This is a genomic window from Paenibacillus sp. FSL H8-0537, assembly GCF_038051995.1.
GTDB lineage: Bacteria > Bacillota > Bacilli > Paenibacillales > Paenibacillaceae > Pristimantibacillus.
The window spans coordinates 2,602,544-2,619,990 of record NZ_CP150290.1 but is presented as its reverse complement, the minus strand read 5'-3'; the positions used below and the strand labels follow the sequence as shown (position 1 = coordinate 2,619,990).

Annotated in this window: 16 protein-coding genes; 2 read left to right on the top strand and 14 right to left on the bottom strand. The window is 48.6% G+C overall.

Annotated features, from left to right (window positions below):
* Positions 1–355 precede the first annotated feature (355 nt).
* A complete protein-coding gene (locus tag MHB80_RS10960; protein ID WP_341282170.1) occupies positions 356–1,687 on the bottom strand; it encodes a PhoH family protein in 1,332 nt (443 codons plus the stop codon).
* A 117-nt stretch (positions 1,688–1,804) separates the two neighbouring features.
* Between MHB80_RS10960 and MHB80_RS10955 the strand changes: the two genes are divergently transcribed.
* Complete coding sequence (locus MHB80_RS10955) at positions 1,805–2,422, top strand: YhcN/YlaJ family sporulation lipoprotein (RefSeq protein ID WP_341282169.1); 618 nt, start codon at positions 1,805–1,807, stop codon at positions 2,420–2,422.
* Between the two features lie 3 nt (positions 2,423–2,425).
* On the opposite strand, the gene MHB80_RS10950 is transcribed toward MHB80_RS10955, so the two are convergent.
* The 13 genes from MHB80_RS10950 to MHB80_RS10890 all read right to left on the bottom strand — a co-directional run bounded on the left by MHB80_RS10950 (position 2,426) and on the right by MHB80_RS10890 (position 15,948).
* The gene (locus MHB80_RS10950; protein WP_341282168.1) at positions 2,426–2,635 is read right to left on the bottom strand and encodes a hypothetical protein; all 210 of its coding nucleotides are present in this window, start codon (positions 2,633–2,635) and stop codon (positions 2,426–2,428) included.
* A gap of 81 nt (positions 2,636–2,716) precedes the next feature.
* Complete coding sequence (locus MHB80_RS10945) at positions 2,717–3,775, bottom strand: LCP family protein (protein WP_341282167.1); 1,059 nt, start codon at positions 3,773–3,775, stop codon at positions 2,717–2,719.
* Between the two features lie 129 nt (positions 3,776–3,904).
* The gene (locus tag MHB80_RS10940) at positions 3,905–4,228 is read right to left on the bottom strand and encodes a YlaH-like family protein (protein ID WP_341282166.1); all 324 of its coding nucleotides are present in this window, start codon (positions 4,226–4,228) and stop codon (positions 3,905–3,907) included.
* A 32-nt stretch (positions 4,229–4,260) separates the two neighbouring features.
* Positions 4,261–6,102 (bottom strand): translational GTPase TypA, encoded by a 1,842-nt coding sequence (gene typA / locus MHB80_RS10935; protein ID WP_341282165.1) that lies wholly within the window; start codon positions 6,100–6,102, stop codon positions 4,261–4,263.
* A gap of 58 nt (positions 6,103–6,160) precedes the next feature.
* Positions 6,161–6,643, bottom strand: coding sequence for a hypothetical protein (locus MHB80_RS10930; protein ID WP_341282164.1), 483 nt, complete (start codon positions 6,641–6,643; stop codon positions 6,161–6,163).
* A 245-nt stretch (positions 6,644–6,888) separates the two neighbouring features.
* Entirely contained in the window at positions 6,889–7,566 is a 678-nt protein-coding gene (locus MHB80_RS10925) for a TerC family protein (protein ID WP_341282163.1), read from the bottom strand.
* Positions 7,567–7,742: 176 nt separating this feature from the next.
* Entirely contained in the window at positions 7,743–8,972 is a 1,230-nt protein-coding gene (gene thiI, locus MHB80_RS10920; protein WP_341282162.1) for a tRNA uracil 4-sulfurtransferase ThiI, read from the bottom strand.
* 1 nt (position 8,973) lies between these two features.
* Entirely contained in the window at positions 8,974–10,128 is a 1,155-nt protein-coding gene (locus MHB80_RS10915; RefSeq protein WP_341282161.1) for a cysteine desulfurase family protein, read from the bottom strand.
* A gap of 163 nt (positions 10,129–10,291) precedes the next feature.
* The gene (locus MHB80_RS10910; RefSeq protein ID WP_341282160.1) at positions 10,292–10,966 is read right to left on the bottom strand and encodes a lytic transglycosylase domain-containing protein; all 675 of its coding nucleotides are present in this window, start codon (positions 10,964–10,966) and stop codon (positions 10,292–10,294) included.
* Positions 10,967–11,293: 327 nt separating this feature from the next.
* The gene (locus MHB80_RS10905) at positions 11,294–11,893 is read right to left on the bottom strand and encodes a nitroreductase family protein (protein WP_341282159.1); all 600 of its coding nucleotides are present in this window, start codon (positions 11,891–11,893) and stop codon (positions 11,294–11,296) included.
* 197 nt (positions 11,894–12,090) lie between these two features.
* Complete coding sequence (locus MHB80_RS10900) at positions 12,091–13,716, bottom strand: DUF2339 domain-containing protein (protein ID WP_341282158.1); 1,626 nt, start codon at positions 13,714–13,716, stop codon at positions 12,091–12,093.
* A gap of 85 nt (positions 13,717–13,801) precedes the next feature.
* Positions 13,802–14,494, bottom strand: coding sequence for a response regulator transcription factor (locus MHB80_RS10895; RefSeq protein ID WP_341282157.1), 693 nt, complete (start codon positions 14,492–14,494; stop codon positions 13,802–13,804).
* A 44-nt stretch (positions 14,495–14,538) separates the two neighbouring features.
* Complete coding sequence (locus MHB80_RS10890; protein WP_341282156.1) at positions 14,539–15,948, bottom strand: HAMP domain-containing sensor histidine kinase; 1,410 nt, start codon at positions 15,946–15,948, stop codon at positions 14,539–14,541.
* Positions 15,949–16,239: 291 nt separating this feature from the next.
* Between MHB80_RS10890 and MHB80_RS10885 the strand changes: the two genes are divergently transcribed.
* Positions 16,240–16,608, top strand: coding sequence for a DUF6713 family protein (locus MHB80_RS10885; RefSeq protein ID WP_341282155.1), 369 nt, complete (start codon positions 16,240–16,242; stop codon positions 16,606–16,608).
* The last annotated feature ends 839 nt before the right edge of the window (positions 16,609–17,447 follow it).

Below are 17,447 nucleotides of genomic sequence, written 5' to 3'. Positions count from 1 at the left end.
ATAGCAATTAATACAAGTATTGTCCAAATTAGTAGAGAGCGGGGATTGGTGAAAAAGGAGCGGCGCTGCATGAAAGGTTTGGCTTTCGATCGCTATTGCCGATGGATTACATGGAATTTACGCTAAAGCGTAGAAATCCATCGGCAAATGCGAACGCTCCGCTTCTACAGCTCAAACCTTTCATTCCGCTTTGCCATTTTCACCAAATGGGGAAGCGCAGAGAAAAGGACTGCGCTCATTTCGTCGCAGTCCTCTATTACAGAACCATGAAAACCTAATATCCCAGACAAATACCTTGAGGATTGAAACCTAAACTTGAGAGCTAGACCTAAGAAAGAAGCCCGAGATCCTGAGCCTAAAGCAAATCTGCTGCCAACTGGGCCAGCTTGGAGCGTTCGCCCTTCTCCAGCGTCATGTGGCCGCTGATGCCTTCGTTTTTGAAATGCTCCACAATATGCGTTAAGCCATTGCTTGTGGCATCCAAATACGGATGGTCGATTTGCTCCGGGTCGCCCATGAGGACGATTTTACTGCCTTCTCCTACGCGCGATACAATCGTCTTCACCTCATGCTTGGTCAAGTTCTGCGCCTCATCAATGATAATGAATTGGCCGGGAATGGAACGCCCGCGAATATAGGTCAGCGCTTCTACTTGAATACTGCCGAGACCCATCAATATTTTTTCAATATCTCCGGATTTTTTCGTATCGAATAAATATTCCAAATTGTCGTAGATCGGCTGCATCCAAGGGCGCAGCTTCTCTTCCTTCTCCCCTGGCAAATATCCGATATCCTTGCCCATTGGAACGACCGGACGGGCAATTAGCAGCTTTTTGTATTTATGCTCATCTTCTACCTTGAGCAGGCCCGAAGCTAGAGCAAGCAGTGTTTTGCCTGTGCCAGCTTTACCCGTTAAGGTGACAAGCGGAATTTCATCGTTAAGCAGCAATTCCAGCGCCATGCGCTGCTGCGCGTTGCGGGCCGTAATGCCCCACACTGGATCATTGCTGAGGAACAGCGGCTCCAGCTTAACCCCGTCCTGCGACACCTTGAGCAGCGCGGACTTGGAGGTGCCCATTTCATCTCGCAGGATGACGAATTCATTCGGATTCAGCCTGCTGCCAAGCTGCAAATTTTTCACCGTCAAAAACCGATACGAATAAAACTCGTCAATAATCGAAGGATGAACGAACAACGTCACATACCCGGCGTATACGTCAGAAGGTGCTACAATGCGGTCAGACATGTAATCTTCTGCCATCAGTCCGAGCACATCCGCTTTAATGCGGACGAGCACATCCTTGCTCACCAGCACGACAGAGCTTATTTCCTGGCGATCCAATTGCTCTATATGATAATTCAGCGCTACTGCCAGTATTCGATTGTCATTGGACATCTCACCGAACATTTCCTGCACCCGCACGAAGCTGCGGTGATTTAATTCTACTTTGAGAACGCCGCCGCCAGGCAGCGGAATACCTTCGTGAAGCCGTCCTTGCTCACGCATTTTATCGAGCGAACGCGAGATAGAGCGGGCGTTGCGGCCAAGCTCGTCTGCCAATCTTTTCTTGGAGTCAATCTCTTCCAATACCACCGCGGGAATGATTACTTCATTATCGCCAAAGGCGAAGATCGCTTGCGGATCATGAAGCAGCACATTTGTATCGAGCACGAATATTTTTTTCATGAAAAAACCCTCCCGGCGTGGACATTCAATTGAAAGGCCTATACATAGCCATACTATACTGCGGGCACACTAGGTTCTGACATAACGATCTGCAACAAGAAAGACGAGGTGGCTCACGTGTATAAACGGTTATTGGTTTTGATCGCAATCGCTGTTATTGCGGCTGGTTGCAGCACCGTCAAGCGAAACGAAATGGCATCACCCTCTCCACATCAAAATCATGCGAATGGCGCCGTAAGGGCGCAGCAGCTTGCGGAAGATTCCGTTAAACCATTGAAAACGAATAAGGAAGTTGCAGAGCATCTTGAAAAGCTGGCAAAAGGCGTTCGCGGCGTAAACAATGCGCATTGCGTCGTGCTGGGCAAAACAGCCGTTGTCGGCATTGATATCGACAGCAAGCTGGATCGCGCACGTGTCGGTACGATTAAATATTCCGTTGCCGAAGCTTTCCATAAAGATCCGTACGGCATGGATGCTGTTGTAACAGCCGATATGGATGTCTCTCAGCGGTTGAAGGAAATGGGAGCCGACATTAGGCGTGGAAAGCCGATAACAGGCTTCGCTGAAGAAATGGCCGATATTATCAGCCGCATCATCCCGCAAATACCACGCAATGTGACGTCTCATCAGCCGGAGCGGCCACAGACGCAATCCCACACCCAATCGCCAGTCCAGGAGCAGCACCTTCATGAGAAGCAAATCCAAAAGCACGCAACGAATGGAGACAAGCATTAATCACTAACGCAAACGCACAGAAAGCCTGACGATCGAGTGATCGTCAGGCTTTCTTATAGACGTACATACTTGTTCATGAGAAGTACAGATAACCGAAATGACGTTTGGACAAGCTGCTGCCGTCATAGCCACACCTGCAGAACCACGTTTAAAACGAGGCATGCAATCAGCTTCGATGAGTTGCTCGAAATTGGCGGCTAGGAATACGGTCATCAGCATGACCTCCTTCTAACAGGAATAGCATTCGGTATCCTTAGCTCCTATTATAGCCATTATTGAATCCAGCGTCTATGGTTATTCAGCCATTTTTGCCTGAAGCACCGCACGCGCTTCTTCAAGGGATGTTGAATCAACATATACATAAGGGCTCTTCCACGTTCCGTTTAACGCTTGGAACGCAATATCGGAGCTGCCCATGCCCAAATATGTACTCAGCATATTTTTAATTTCAGATGGAGGCATATCGAGCGTCAAATTAGTACCGACTGCGCCGATAACCTTATCGTATTTCGTAACGCCCTCAAACGATTTCATTTTATCAAAAATCGCTCCGATGACTTCCATCTCCCGACGATTGCGGTCGAAGTCGCTGGATTCGGCTGTTCCCTGATTCGATTTGCGATAACGCACATAATCGAGGGCATTTTTTCCATCAAGCACCTGCTGGCCCTTGCTCAAATTAATGTTTGTGCCATCGGCCGTATCCCGGTAACGCATATCCATATCAACATTCACCTCAACGCCATCAAGCGCATCAACAACATCGGTGAAGCCTTTAAAGTTAATAATGCCGGTATACTTCAAATCAACGCCAAAATATTTCGACAGCATATCACGCATTTCTTTCTTTGCATCCTTCTCTGCCGCCTCTTTGTCCATTTTCTTCTCAGTACGGGCATTATTGAAGAAAGTGCTGTAATTCGCATTCGCCTTCCGCTCGCGATAGCCCTCTACTTGCAGCACCGAATCCCGTGGAATCGAGACGACGGAGGCTGATTTTGTATTCGGGTTAAAAATAGCGACCAGCATAACGTCGGTATTTAAACCTCCGCCATTTTCACGAGAATCAATACCGAGCAGCACCATGCCCGTAGGCTTTTTCTTAACGGACTCCTCTTCCGGCACGACAATATTATTCGCTGAACCAATCGTATCAACCGCATTGGTAGCCACATAAGCAAGATAACCGACATAGAGCATAATTAAAATAAGAACGGAAAGCACAGCAAACATAATTTTAATCCATATGCTGCCTTTTTTCTTTTTCTTCTTAGGCTTTGGAGCTGTTTTCTTCGCACCACCCGGCCTGCTTGCAGCCGTTCTTGGGGGTAATCCTTTAGAGCCTTCGGTCATAGCAGCCACCTTCAAATCCTTTGTATTTCGTTTCTGTCCTCTTTACGCAAAGAAGCAGCGATACCCACGAATTCTCGCGGATATCGCTGCTGCAGAAGGCAGATCCGATCTTAAGAACACGCTAACGTCTCATATGCCGTTACTTCCGGAGTCTGATTCCTTTACAGCGTGCTTGTCTGCCCGTTTACTTTGCAGCTTGTCATACAGCTGGCGACCGCGAAGCATAAGCATCATTAATACAGCAATTCCCATACATTGAATAATCGGCAGCGAATCCACCTGTAAAATCCAAAGCACGAAAGAACCGAATACGATCAAAATGTAAACCAGTACTTCCTTTAGAATTGGCAGCTTCGCATTATTCGCCCGAAACACGGTATTGAAAATATAAATCGTGAATCCTAATATGAGCAAATAAGAAACGACCCAATGTTCACTAAACCATTGCTGCATGCCGTTAAACCTCCAATCAGGCGGCTAGCGCCTTAAACGCCAGCTTGTGATGTTTTGCGTTGTTTTTCTGCACGCTCGCGTTCGCTTTTGTTCAAGATTTTTTTACGAAGACGAATCGACTTCGGCGTAATTTCGCAATATTCGTCATCGTTCAAATACTCAAGCGCGCTCTCCAGGGAGAACAGGCGAGGAGTTTTGAGTTTAACTGTATCATCTTTACCAGCGGAACGAATATTCGTCAATTGCTTTTCTTTACAGATGTTAACGACGATATCGTTGTCACGCGTGTGCTCGCCAACGATCATGCCTTCGTAAATTTCAGTACCTGGCTCCAGGAACTGAATACCACGATCCTCTACGCCCATCATGCCGTAGAACGTCGTTACGCCATTCTCAGTAGCAACAAGCACGCCTTGGTGACGTCCACCAACACCAGAACCAGCAAGCGGACCGTAGCTGTCAAACGCATGGTTCATAATGCCGTAGCCGCGTGTAAGGGTAAGGAAAGAAGTACGGTAGCCGATCAGACCGCGAGCTGGGATGATGAACTCCAAGCGAACTTGGCCTGTGCCATTGTTCACCATGTTGACCATTTCAGCTTTACGCGAGCCAAGGCTCTCCATAACCGCGCCCATGCTTTCTTCTGGCACGTCAATGATCAGCCCCTCGTAAGGCTCTTGCTTCACGCCGTCAATTTCCTTAATGATTACTTCAGGTTTCGATACTTGCATCTCAAAGCCTTCGCGACGCATATTCTCGATCAGAATCGTCAAGTGAAGCTCACCACGTCCCGATACGATAAATGCATCCGGGCTCTCCGTTTCATCTACGCGCAAAGCAACATCCGTCTCAAGCTCTTTGAACAGACGCTCACGGAGTTTACGGGAAGTAACCCATTTGCCTTCGCGACCAGCAAAAGGACTGTTGTTGACAAGAAACGTCATTTGCAGCGTAGGCTCGTCAATTTTCAGAACTGGCAAAGCTTCCGGATTCGCTGGATCAGCAATCGTTTCACCGATGTTAATATCTTTAATGCCTGCAATCGCTACAATGTCGCCAGCGCCTGCTTCTTCGATTTCAATCCGTTTCAGACCTTGGAAGCCGAACAGCTTCTCGATTCTAGCCTGCTTCTTGCCGCCATCACGCGTCATAACGGCAACGGTTTGTCCTTGACGAACGATACCACGGTTTACACGGCCAACCGCAATACGACCCAAGTATTCATTATAGTCAAGCAGCGTCACCAAATATTGCAGCGGCTCCTCTACATTCTCTGTTGGCGAAGGAATATGGTTGATGATCGTTTCATACATCGCTTCCATGTTTTCATCTTGTTTGTCAGGGTCAAGACTGGAAGTACCCATCAATGCGGAAGCATAAACGACATTAAACTCCAGCTGCTCATCACTTGCACCTAGCTCGATGAACAGGTCAAGCACCTCATCCACAACTTCTGATGGACGAGCATTAGGACGGTCAATTTTGTTCAATACTACGATTGGCTTCAGGTTCGATTCCAATGCTTTGCGCAATACGAATTTCGTTTGCGGCATACAGCCTTCGAAAGCATCAACGACGAGCAATACGCCGTCAACCATTTTCATAATACGTTCAACCTCGCCACCAAAGTCAGCATGTCCTGGTGTATCAACGATGTTGATCAAATAATCTTTGTACGTAATCGCAGTATTTTTCGCCAAGATTGTAATTCCGCGCTCACGCTCTAGATCGTTGGAATCCATCGCACGCTCCTGAACCGCTTCGTTCTCACGGAAAGTTCCTGATTGCTGAAGCAGTTTGTCAACCAATGTTGTTTTGCCGTGGTCAACGTGCGCGATAATCGCGATGTTCCGAATGTTCTCTCTTGCTTGCATAACTAATAATCCACTCCATTTGTCTAATTTTGTATAATCCTAACCGATTGCTTGCCTTCTACCAGCGGGATCGTTTCCCCATCATCATCCATGCTCCGGCCGCAATCAGGATAATAGCAATCGCATATATCCCCCAGCTCCAAACGAGCGCCAAAATCAGCAGTACAGCCGATGTAACAGCGAGAATGGCGGAGGCGTTAAAAAAAACGCGTTCGCGGGATGCGCCGAACAAGTGGTACTCGTACAGCCCAACCGCTACACCCGTTATAAACAGCGGCCAAACATATTTGAGCGTTTCCCATCCGAACATGATACAAAGCATGAACAAGATCGAATAAACGATCAGCATGCCTCCCGGAATAAGAACAACTGCCGGTAACAATCTGCCGAAATACAGCACATGCAGCAGAATTCCCGGAATAAGAACGAGAAGCGGCCAAAAATTGGATCCCAAAAAGCTGAACACACCCAGTTTGCCAAGCAATATTACGATACCAGCCAGCAGCACAATAATTCCAGCGGAATATTTGTTGTTAGGCATCCGCGCTTCCGCTCCTTACAACGCCTTACGCATATCCTGACGAAAGACGACAGTTTTTATCTTTACTAGTTTAAAGGAAGTGAAGTGAAAATACCAGTGCAACTATGGCAACATGAAAAAAAAATTAGCAAAGCGCCCAAAACGCCCTCTCCCTGTAGGAGTTTTACAAAATCAACAAACGCTTGTACTGCCGTTTTGTGCCTTTCCGAACTCCTGCTGCCGACTCCTCTGGCACGCATAACGGCTTACGACACCGCCGATCGGCGCATCAGGATGCCGATAATAATGACGAACGGGATGCTCAGCAGCGGAATCGCCTGAGTAGCGGTGGCTGAGCTGCTGAATAGCAGGCGGTGCATGCCTGGATCATGCACAAGCATGCCTCCAGCCGCAAAACCGAGCAGCCCGGCGCCAATATAAATGAGCGAAGGAAATTTTTGCAGCAGCTTCGTCAGTATATGGCTGCCCCAAATGATCATCGGGATGCTTAAAGCGATTCCTACAATCAATAGCAGGGTCTCCCCTTTCGCCACGGCCGCTATTGCAAGCACATTATCAAGGCTCATAATAAAATCAGCCGTCACGATTGTCCATACCGCGGCAAGCAGCGAGTTCGCTCGGCCTATTTTATGCGAAGCTCCGCCTTCGCCACCCATTTCGCCCGCATCCGCTAGCAGCTTTACGGCAATATAAAACAGCATTACAGCGCCAATGGCTTGCAAGAACGGTGTCTGCAGCAAGGAAATCGCCGCCATCGTCAGCACGCAGCGCAGGACAACAGCAGCCGTTGTTCCCCACCAAATCGCCTTCTTGCGCTGTTGCTCTGGCAGATGCTTGCTCGCCATTGCAATTACAATAGCATTATCGCCGCTTAGCAGAAGATTAATCAGAATGATCTGCATAAATATAAAAAAGCTGTCCATTATACTCGCCCCCTATACTACCACCTGTATGTCCAAGCTGGGGCGAATATGCCGGAAAGCCTAAAGCGGGCCACTCTGCTTTCCTGCCTCTTAACAAATAAAGACCGCCTTACCCTTTTCATGGTGAGACGGTCTATACATGGAAGCAGCTTACAGCAAGCCGCTATTCGTTGCTATTAGAACCAACGGTCTTCACCGGCACTTGCTTCCGGCTCCGGGTCCTCTGGCGTAAGAAACATCACTTCCGTTTGCTGCACGGCTTCATTCAGCAGCTGATCCAGATTTTTTTGCTGATTCAAATAACCTTCAACCTTTTCCACAAACCGCAAATTCGGCTTAATGCTTGGGGATTTCGGCAAAAACAACGTACAGCAATCCTCATAAGGCAAAATCGATGTGGCAAACGTGCCCAACCGCTCCGCCTCATTAATAATTTCCTGCTTGTCCATCATTACAAGCGGCTTAAGCAGCGGCAGCACGGTCGCCCGCCCAATGACATCCATGCTGACGAGCGTCTGGCTTGCTACCTGGCCCAAGCTTTCGCCTGTTACAATGCCATGAGCGTGATTGAGCTCCGCAAGACGCTCCGTAATGCGAAGCATCGCCCGGCGCATCAGCGTAATAATAAGCGGGTCCTGTCCTGACTGGGCCAGCGTCGTCTGAACTTCCGTAAAAGGCACCAGATGCAGCTTAAGCGGAGCGCCGCTGTAATAGGAAAGCCTTTTAGCAAGCTCAATCACTTTCTCCTTCGCCTTCTCGCTCGTAAACGGATAGCTGTGGAAATGGACCGCTTCAAGCTCCAGCCCTTTGCGCATCGCCATCCAGCCCGCTACCGGACTGTCAATGCCGCCAGAAAGCAGCAGCATCGCCTTGCCGTTCGTCCCAAATGGAAAGCCGCCAGGACCGTCAACGACCTCGTTGAAAATATAGGCCGCTTCCTCCTGAATATCAACCTTCAGCTCCACCTCGGGCTTCCTGACATCCACCTTCAAATTTTCCATCGCACGCAGCACATGCGCCCCAACCAAATGGTTCATCTCCTGCGACGTATGCGGGAACTTCTTCCATGCGCGCTTAACGCTTACTTTAAAGGTCGCTGGCTCCTGCGGGATGGCCTTCATCAGCGCAAGCGCTGCTGCCCGAATCTCCGCAAGCTCCGGCTGAACGCTTACGACTGGACTAAAGGTGGAAATACCGAAAACGTCCTTGACCTTTTCCGCGATGAGTGCATAATTTTCCCCGTTCAAATTAATATAAAGCCGGCCGAACATTTTCGAATACGTCAGCGCGGCGAAATCCTTCAATCGCAGCTGAAGCTGCTGGAGCATCCGCTTCTCGAACATCCCGCGGTTGCGTCCCTTCATAGCCAGATCGCCGTAGCGAATAATCACTTTATCATACATCACTTTACCTTGCGCTCCTTTCAAGCGGCTTAAGCTTGCTAATTGTAAGGCGCAGCATTTCGCACAGCTGCGAAATATGCTGCTCCGTATGCTCGTCGCCCAGACTAATTCTTACGCCGCTGGCTGCCCGTTCCTGCCCTAGTCCCATCGCAAGCAGCACTCGGCTTGGCTTATTGTCGCGCGAGGAGCAGGCCGACTTCGTAGAAGCGATAATGCCATGCTGCTCCAGCATGTGAACGACAACCTCCGGCTTCATGCCCGGATAGGAAAAATGGACAATATGCGGCGCCATGCTCTCCGGCGCTCCGCCAGTCAAGCTCAGCTCCGGCGCAGCCTCAACGAAATCCGTCAATTGCTGGCGCAGACGGTACATCCGCTCGCGCCGCTCCGGCGCCGATTGCATCGCCATGCGCAGCGCCTTCGCTGAAGCTACGATGCCGGGCACATTTTGCGTCCCCGCGCGCATGCCCTGCTCCTGCGAGCCGCCTGAAAGCAGCGGCGTCAGGGTAACACCCTCGCGGACATACAAATAGCCGATCCCTTTGGGTCCGCGCAGCTTATGCGCAGAGCCGCTGAGCAGATCAATACCCCAGCCTCGCAAATCAATCGGCAGCTTGCCGATGCTTTGCACCGCGTCCACATGCAATAGCGTGCGTGGATGCCCTTGCAGCAGCTTGCCAATGTCTGCGAGTGGCTGCACACTGCCAACTTCATTATTCACATGCATAATGCTGACGAGAATCGTGTCGTCGCGCAAAGCCATCCGCAGCGCTTCCAGGTCTACCTGCCCCGCCTTGTCAATGGGCAAATAAGTGACCTCGTAGCCTTCCTGCTCCAGCTGCTTGAACGTATCGTAGACGGAGGCATGCTCCATTTGGGTCGTAATTAGATGCTTGCCGCGGCTCTGGTACTGCTTTGCCGCTCCTTTAATCGCGAGGTTGTTGCTCTCCGTGCCGCCAGAAGTGAACAGCCACTCCTCAGCCTTTACGCCAAGCAGCTCGCCAAGTAGCGAGCGTGAGCGCGAGATTAGCTTATCTGCGTCTGCACCGGCATGATGAATCGATGATGGATTTGCATAATGCGCCTTCATCACCTCAGTCAGCGTATCAATAACCTCCTCGTAAGGAGGCGAAGATGCGCAATGATCGAAATATAACATGAGCCGAACGTTCCTTTCCTACTAAAAAAATAAAAAGATCAGCGACGGCAAGCGGGTTGCCATTCGTGATCTAAAAGAAGTGCTTTTACAGCCTAGAGACTGCGACGAAATAAAGTACCGCTAATTTGTTGACAAAAGCGGGTACTCATTTCCTCGCAGCTCCTTAGTAACGTGCTGCTTGTACTTTCACAATATAGCGCTGCGTTTCCTCAGGAAGCTTGTCCAAATTCGCCATCAATTCGCTGTCTGTCTTAATACCGAGACGGTCGATACGACCTGGGCCGGCATTGTACGCGGCTAGAGCTACTTGCTCATTGCCATTGTATTTGCGAAGTAGAAAGGATAAATAACGGGTCCCGCCATCGATATTTTGCTGCGGATTTAAGGAATCTGTTACGCCAAGGCCGCGTGCCGTGCCGTCCATTAGCTGCATGAGCCCTTTGGCGCCTGCACCGGATACGACATCTGGCTGGAAACCGGACTCCGTGCGAATGACGCCGCGGATCAAAGCGGGATCTACGCCATATTGGGCTGCTGCCTGGGCAATCATTGCATCATAGTCAGTCGAGCCAGCTGCAAACGTCTCGCCCTCCGCCTGATAAGCGTTATTCAAGCTGGCAAGCTGCGCCAGCGCCTCGGACGCTTGAGCGGATACATCCGTGTCTTTACTTGAGCCATTCGAAGCTTCATGCATATATTGGGACAGCAGCATGTCGAACAATGAAGTTACACTTTTGTCCTTATTCGTGCCTAGCGGATTCGCTACTGTCTTAAAGTCAAGATTAGGAGCAAGCTGTGTCTTGATCATTTGCTTCATAATGCGCGGATCGATACTCATAATTTCCTCCTTGAACCAAATCGCTTGGCTCTGCTGGTCTAAGCGTAAACGGCTGAAGCCGTCCTTTGGCGGCAAAGTAACCGTTTCGCGATGAAATATAAGCCTATTTATAAGGGAAAACTTATAAATGCTTATATTTTAAAAAAGCTCTATAATGATGTATCGGTTTTTATTGTACATGTTTTTACCCCTATTCGCCAGCAAATCGTAAAATACGCAAGTTTATTCGATTGGAGGATTAGCGAATAGCGCACAAAAACAACCTCCCAAGCTTGCTTCGGAGGTTGTTTAGGTTCTATTTTAAGCTTATTCGTTCTATATTAAAGCTTATTTGAATACTTTAACGCGATCTTCAAGCGGCTGGAATGTTTTCTCGCCTGGCTCTGCTGTCGGCTTGCCGAAAGGCATTTGCGCAATCAGGCCCCATGATTCTGGCAGGCCAAATGTCGATTTCACCTTTTCGTCGATCAGCGGGTTGTAATGCTGCAGGGAAGCGCCGAAGCCTACTTCTTCCAACAGATTCCATACTACAAATTGCAGCATGCCCGAAGATTGGTGCGACCAAAGCGGGAAGTTGTCAGCATACGAAGGGAATTGCTGCTGCAAGCCTGCAACAACATTGTGATCCTCGAAGAACAAAATCGTGCCGTAGCCATTATTGAAGGAAGCAATTCTGCCTTCTGTCGAAGCGAATTGATCAGCAGGAACGATTGCGCGAAGAGCCTCCAGCACAATGCTCCACAATTTATCATGATTTTCGCCGAGCAGAACGACTGCTCTAGCACTTTGAGAGTTAAAGGATGAAGGGGAATGTTTAACGGCTTCGTTAACCAATTCTACGATTTTCTCATCAGAAACAACGGATTCTTTGCTAATTCCGTAGTAAGTACGTCTTGCTTGCACTGATTCCAAAAAGCTTTGTGACATAATCAAATACCTCCAGTTAAATGGTTTAGTTCCGTGCTTGATTAGATGCACACCAAAGTAATATTAATTACTTTACGTAAGTAACAATAATATATTACCCCTCGATTTGTCAAGCTTTTCCGCTGGATTTTTATCAAAATAAGCCTTTCGCACCGCTTTATTCATTCCCCAATTGTTCATCTTTCATGAGCCGACATTCACACATTATCTTTCTTGTTATCAGTGTCTGCACCATGCTGCTCCCAAGACTGGTCGCCAAGCTCTCTTACTTTATTCCATTTGCCATTGATCCAAGCGATGAGGAAGGAGATTCCCCCCAGCAATAGCAGCACAAGCACCTTGTACAAGCTTTCCTGGCCGTTCAGGTCGAAGAAAATGGCTTTAATGGCTGTCAGCCCCAAAACCGAGAAGCCAAACCAGCGGAACACCGATTGACCGCGATTGACGCCCCACAATACGAGCAGCAGCGCATATACGCCCCAGGAAGCCGACAGGCTGAGCTGCATATAGAAGCTTGGAAGATCGTAAAGATGCTCCTGAAACAACCGAATCATTTGAACAGTCAGCAAACCGCCGATTATTAAATGCGAGCACAACGCATACATGTTCCCCATTACGCGATTGCCTGCATCGCCAAGTGACGCAAATTTCTCCCGTGCCGAATAATAGAAGCCCAATGCCGCAAGCGCCAGCCATGCCATCGCGCCCCAGTTCAGAAACGGAATGAAGACGCCGAACCATTCGCCGCGCGGTGTAAACCATGTGATGACGTACCAATAGCATACCGTCGTAAACCATATAATGAGCGATGCCAGATTCAAAGCTTGCCAGCGGAACCTTTTGCCCGCTAATACAAGCAACGCGGCCACAGCCGACCATAGGAACACATTAAAGATCGGTTTAACAGCAAGACCGCTGCCAACCTGATTAAGCGCAAGCAGCATCAGCAGCACACCAGCAGAACCATACGTAGCCGAGGCTGGCTCCATGCGCTTCATATGATAGTGAATAAACCAGCTGGCAAGCAGCAGCACAAAGCCGATAAACGCCAGCGGATATGCATAATGCACTTCACCATGAATGAGCAGCAGCGACCAGAAGCCAAAAATAACGCCATTGGACAGTCCCGCAAACATATTCATCCCGTCAAAGCTTTGCTTGTTTGCCCGCGAAGCAAGCAGAAAGCCGATCTGATAAAACAAAAATGCGGCGAGCGCGTAGCGCAGCGGCAAATTCCATACCCCTTCCACTACGGGATCGAAGGTGAAAAAGTAAACGATATACATGATCCAGCTTCCTATAAAAGAGGTCAGTCTGAGCTCATTCCAGCTCTTCACCGTGCTGAGCCAGAAAAAAGCGGAATTGAGCACGAGCATATACAGAAATAAAGTAAATGCTTGATCCGTTTCCGGACGCATGAGCAGTGGCGACAGCAGGCCGCCCGTTAAAGCAATATTGATTAGCAGACGCGATTCAAAGCGGTAAGCATAAACCGTAAGCGCCGCAGTAACGGCTGTCATGCCCAGCAGCACTGTCATCGAGTCCCACATTTCATAATAGACACCGGCAAAAGCGGCCGTCGTATAAAGCAGGCAGGCACCTAGTCCGATTAACAGCTCGCCGACGAGCGGCCATTTTTCCCGCTTAATCAACGAAAATCCTGCTGCGGCAAAGCCTGCACCGCTCAGCAGTCCCAGCCCGATTTTCATCGCATTCGTTACCCAGCCCTGCTCCACCGTATATTTGAACAAAGTGACGAACGCTGATAGGACAAATAACACGCCGAGCAGCAAAGTCCATTGTTTGCGAATCCATACATTCATTGGTTGTACCTCCGTTTAGCTGCATTTTTGTGACTTGGTCTTAGTTCTATTTTAGAAAAATAGGGCAAAAAAAATAGTACCAACTTTACGTGGTACCATTTCCATCCTTATTTTCTTTTTCTAATAGACCAAGCGCTTTCACCTGCTGCGCAGCCTCTTTCGAGCCGCCCAGCTGCAGCTTCTTCAGTATATGGTTAATATGGTTTTTGACCGTTCGAATGGAAACGAACAGCTTATCTGCCATTTGCGACTGCGAATAGCCTTGATCGACCAGCTCCAGCAATTGCAGCTCCGCAGGCGTAATCAGATCGCGCACCTTCTTCACTTCAAAATCCCGCTCCAGCTGCTTCAGCCTGCGGAATTCCTCGCGCATCTGCTCCGCCGCCGCCGCACTGATCGGAGACTGGCGCTTTGCCGCCGCCGCTATTGCCGCAGGCAGCGATTCAAAGTCGGATTTGATCTGGTAATCGATCGCCCCCACCTGAAAAGCTTGCAAAATCAGCTCCTTCTCCTCCATCGACGTCAGCATAATGACCCTTGCTCCCGTCGACATCGCCGTCGCCTCCGCCAGCTCAATGCCGGCAGGCTCATCACCAAGCATAATATCCATTAGCACGACATCTGGCGCCTTGCGCTCGCCCGCGAGCGCATCCCGTACTTCCTGCGGATTATCCGAAGTGAATACGACTTCAATGTTCGGCTGGGCCGCTAGAAAAGCTTTTAGCCCGCGCAGCCAATCTTTGTCGTCCTCCACAATCCATACTTGTATGTTATCCATCGGCATGTTCCCCTTCTCTCAGCCTTATCTCTGTCTATTTCTATTTATCTCTCTGACTCTTTGTGCCCGGATGCAGAATCGGCCCCCGATACGTGCCGCGCCTGAATCGCCTTTTTCTTGAATATCATCGATACGAGCGTTCCTGCTCCTATCCTGCTCTGAATATGCAAAGAGCCGCCATGCTTGCGCATCACATGATACGCATATGGCAGGCCAAGGCCGAAATTCGTACTGCCCCCGCGTTTGGTCGTATAAAAGGGCTCGAACGCTTTGGCCGTCTGCGTACGATCCATACCCGGCCCCGTATCGCGCACCTCTATCATGATATCGCGTTTCGTCTCTTTCATTATAAGACTCAGCGCGCCTTTGCCATCCATCGCTTCAATGGCGTTCGAAATCAAATTGCCGAGAGCTTCGGTAACCTGCGCGCGGTCAATCATACAGCTCCAGCCATCAGGCAGGCTGCTTGTAAAATGAACGCCTTCGGCAAGCAGCTTATACGGCTCAAGCGTCATGAGCAGCAGTTCCCCAAGCTCTTCCTGCGTAGGCTTCAGCGCCAAATCCTCGGTGCCATGATGGACACGGCCAATCATTTCCTGGATGTGCCGCGTCGTCCGCAGCATCGTCTCCGCATCGGCAAGCAGCTCCTCCTGGTTCGTGGATGCCGCGTAAGCGCGCATCTTCTCGCCGAAGAGCCGCATTTTTCCGACATCATTTTTAATCGCATGATTGAGAATAGCCGTACCTGATGTAACCGCTCGCAGTGTCGAATCCAGACGGCGACGGTCGATAAATACACGCACCCCCAGAAATCCGTAGGTAAACAGACCTACAACAAAAACGAGCGCCCCTATGCCGACAAACCAGGTATTGTACACCCACATCCGCAGGAAGCCGAGGCTTGGCAGTACATAATTCATCGTTGCGCTAAACAGCACCGGAGTCAGCACCGATGTGCATACGATCCAGTGGCGTCTTGCTTGAGCCAAATAGCCCGGATTTTTCAATAAAATATTCACAGCTCCGACCGCTACATAAGGCACAGCCCACCAGACAACAACTGTAAATGTAATCGGATACGTTTCCATGTAGCCCGGTGTAAACAGCAGACAGGCCGCAATCGGAATAAACAGCAGCAGCGGCAATACACGCTCATAAGGCTGCAAACGGTCAATTGGACGATACGCTAGGGCAAACAGCAGGAAGGTGTACGGCAAGCCGTAGTAGGACAGCAGCGAGCAAAAGGCTTGCAGCATGTACAACAGTTGGTCAGCCGTTTCATTCATATAATGTTGACTTACATAAGGAATAATTCGCTCATCCAGCACGACAGACATCGCCCCGGCTCCGCCCGTAAAAGGTACCCCGCTAAGCCGCCTGCTCACAACCGAACGTGGGTCGGACAGCATCAAAATCAAAGCAATTCCCCATAAGGCAATTAGGACAAATAACACGCCGCAGCCCTCTTCTCTCTATGTGCTCTCTTTAATGCTCTGCTCTAACCATATAGCGGAGCGCGGAAAGCGTCAAGCCTCTGAGAAAATATGTGCGTCGATTGGCATAGTACTGCCTGCCTATTCATGAGATTAAGAGTTCAGACATTTTTTGTACATACCTCAAAATGGTTATTTTGTTACTTTGTCGTCATTTATACGTATAGAGAAGGCGGCTTATATATTTTCAACATAAATTAAAGCTGAAGTATCTGAAATATCGTACTGATATAAAATTGTAGGAGGCCACTTATGCCCGATTTTTTGCTTGTGCTATTTTTGTTCAATCTATCTTTATTTCTGCTCCACGAAATGGATGCGATCCGCCATTCGGAATGGCGATTGTTTATCTTCCTTAAGGATATGGAGGATGCGAAAGCCTATAAGGTGTTCACCTTTATTCATCTTCCGATGTACACGATCATACTCGCTCTGCTATTCAGCGATTATCAGACGGTTACGTTTTGGGTGCTGGATTTGTTTTTTATCATCCATGCTATTTTGCATCTCTTTTTTGAAAAGCATCCGCGCAATGGCTTCAAAAATACGTTCTCGCGCGCCTTTATTTATCCAATGGGGATAATTGCGGCGATTCATTTATTGCTGATGGTTATGGAGTGAGTGCCTGGATATGTTCGGATATGTTTAGATATGTAGGGTTCAACGAGGTTGAGAGTTGTTGCGCTTAGGGGAGCCAATACGAATCGTTATAAAAATGCGTGACCGCCTGTGACTTTTGGCGGTCTTATTTTTGTTTATTTGGTGATTAATAGTCATGAAATTGAACGCTCATTTGGACCACGAATCCTTATACAAACCTAAGTTGCTCTGCTCCACATTGCATCGGACATTTGTTTGAGGCACGTACCTTCTAAACTAATTATTCAAGTTCGCGGACTGGAGGAAGTGATAATGTGAATGAATGGTCAGATGGGAACCGTTTCCTTTTTAGAAGGACTGAGGTTCCGCTATTTTAGCTTTTTATTTGTTTTCAGCCTGTACGCGGACAGGAGATCCGCTATTGCCTTCCTCATTCCTTCAAAAGGGCAATTGGCAGTGCATTAGCGGCTCCTGTGTCCGCCTAATTCTCAATGAAGCGTTATCCGGTTAAATAGCGGATTCTGTGTCCGCCAAGTTGCCGATATCCCTTTTATCGTATGCATACACACCCTGATATGGCAATCGTTTATTCGCTCCACCAAGACAATAAAGGCACATCATTCGAAATGGATATGGCATATCGACCAAATGTAATCCCTCAGTTAAATATTAGCTTGAAAAGAAAGCATAACCTATTTGAGAATCAAAATATGTTTATTAATATTGTTACTTAGCAAAAAGAAGCCTTATACAACAAAGCTTCTTATGCTTTTAGATATATGGCTATTAACAGATTTAACAAGTTTCCCCTAACCTTTTAAGATGAGTAGCTTAATTACGTGAAATTTCACCCACTCATA

Excerpts from the sequence above, each read along its gene's own strand:
- MHB80_RS10960 (WP_341282170.1), bottom strand. The coding sequence starts at position 1,687 with ATGAAAAAAATATTCGTGCTCGATACAAATGTGCTGCTTCATGATCCG.
- MHB80_RS10950 (WP_341282168.1), bottom strand. The coding sequence starts at position 2,635 with ATGACCGTATTCCTAGCCGCCAATTTCGAGCAACTCATCGAAGCTGAT.
- MHB80_RS10945 (WP_341282167.1), bottom strand. The coding sequence starts at position 3,775 with ATGACCGAAGGCTCTAAAGGATTACCCCCAAGAACGGCTGCAAGCAGG.
- MHB80_RS10940 (WP_341282166.1), bottom strand. The coding sequence starts at position 4,228 with ATGCAGCAATGGTTTAGTGAACATTGGGTCGTTTCTTATTTGCTCATA.
- typA (WP_341282165.1), bottom strand. The coding sequence starts at position 6,102 with ATGCAAGCAAGAGAGAACATTCGGAACATCGCGATTATCGCGCACGTT.
- MHB80_RS10930 (WP_341282164.1), bottom strand. The coding sequence starts at position 6,643 with ATGCCTAACAACAAATATTCCGCTGGAATTATTGTGCTGCTGGCTGGT.
- MHB80_RS10925 (WP_341282163.1), bottom strand. The coding sequence starts at position 7,566 with ATGGACAGCTTTTTTATATTTATGCAGATCATTCTGATTAATCTTCTG.
- MHB80_RS10915 (WP_341282161.1), bottom strand. The coding sequence starts at position 10,128 with ATGTTATATTTCGATCATTGCGCATCTTCGCCTCCTTACGAGGAGGTT.
- MHB80_RS10910 (WP_341282160.1), bottom strand. The coding sequence starts at position 10,966 with ATGAGTATCGATCCGCGCATTATGAAGCAAATGATCAAGACACAGCTT.
- MHB80_RS10905 (WP_341282159.1), bottom strand. The coding sequence starts at position 11,893 with ATGTCACAAAGCTTTTTGGAATCAGTGCAAGCAAGACGTACTTACTAC.
- MHB80_RS10900 (WP_341282158.1), bottom strand. The coding sequence starts at position 13,716 with ATGAATGTATGGATTCGCAAACAATGGACTTTGCTGCTCGGCGTGTTA.
- MHB80_RS10895 (WP_341282157.1), bottom strand. The coding sequence starts at position 14,494 with ATGGATAACATACAAGTATGGATTGTGGAGGACGACAAAGATTGGCTG.
- MHB80_RS10885 (WP_341282155.1), top strand. The coding sequence starts at position 16,240 with ATGCCCGATTTTTTGCTTGTGCTATTTTTGTTCAATCTATCTTTATTT.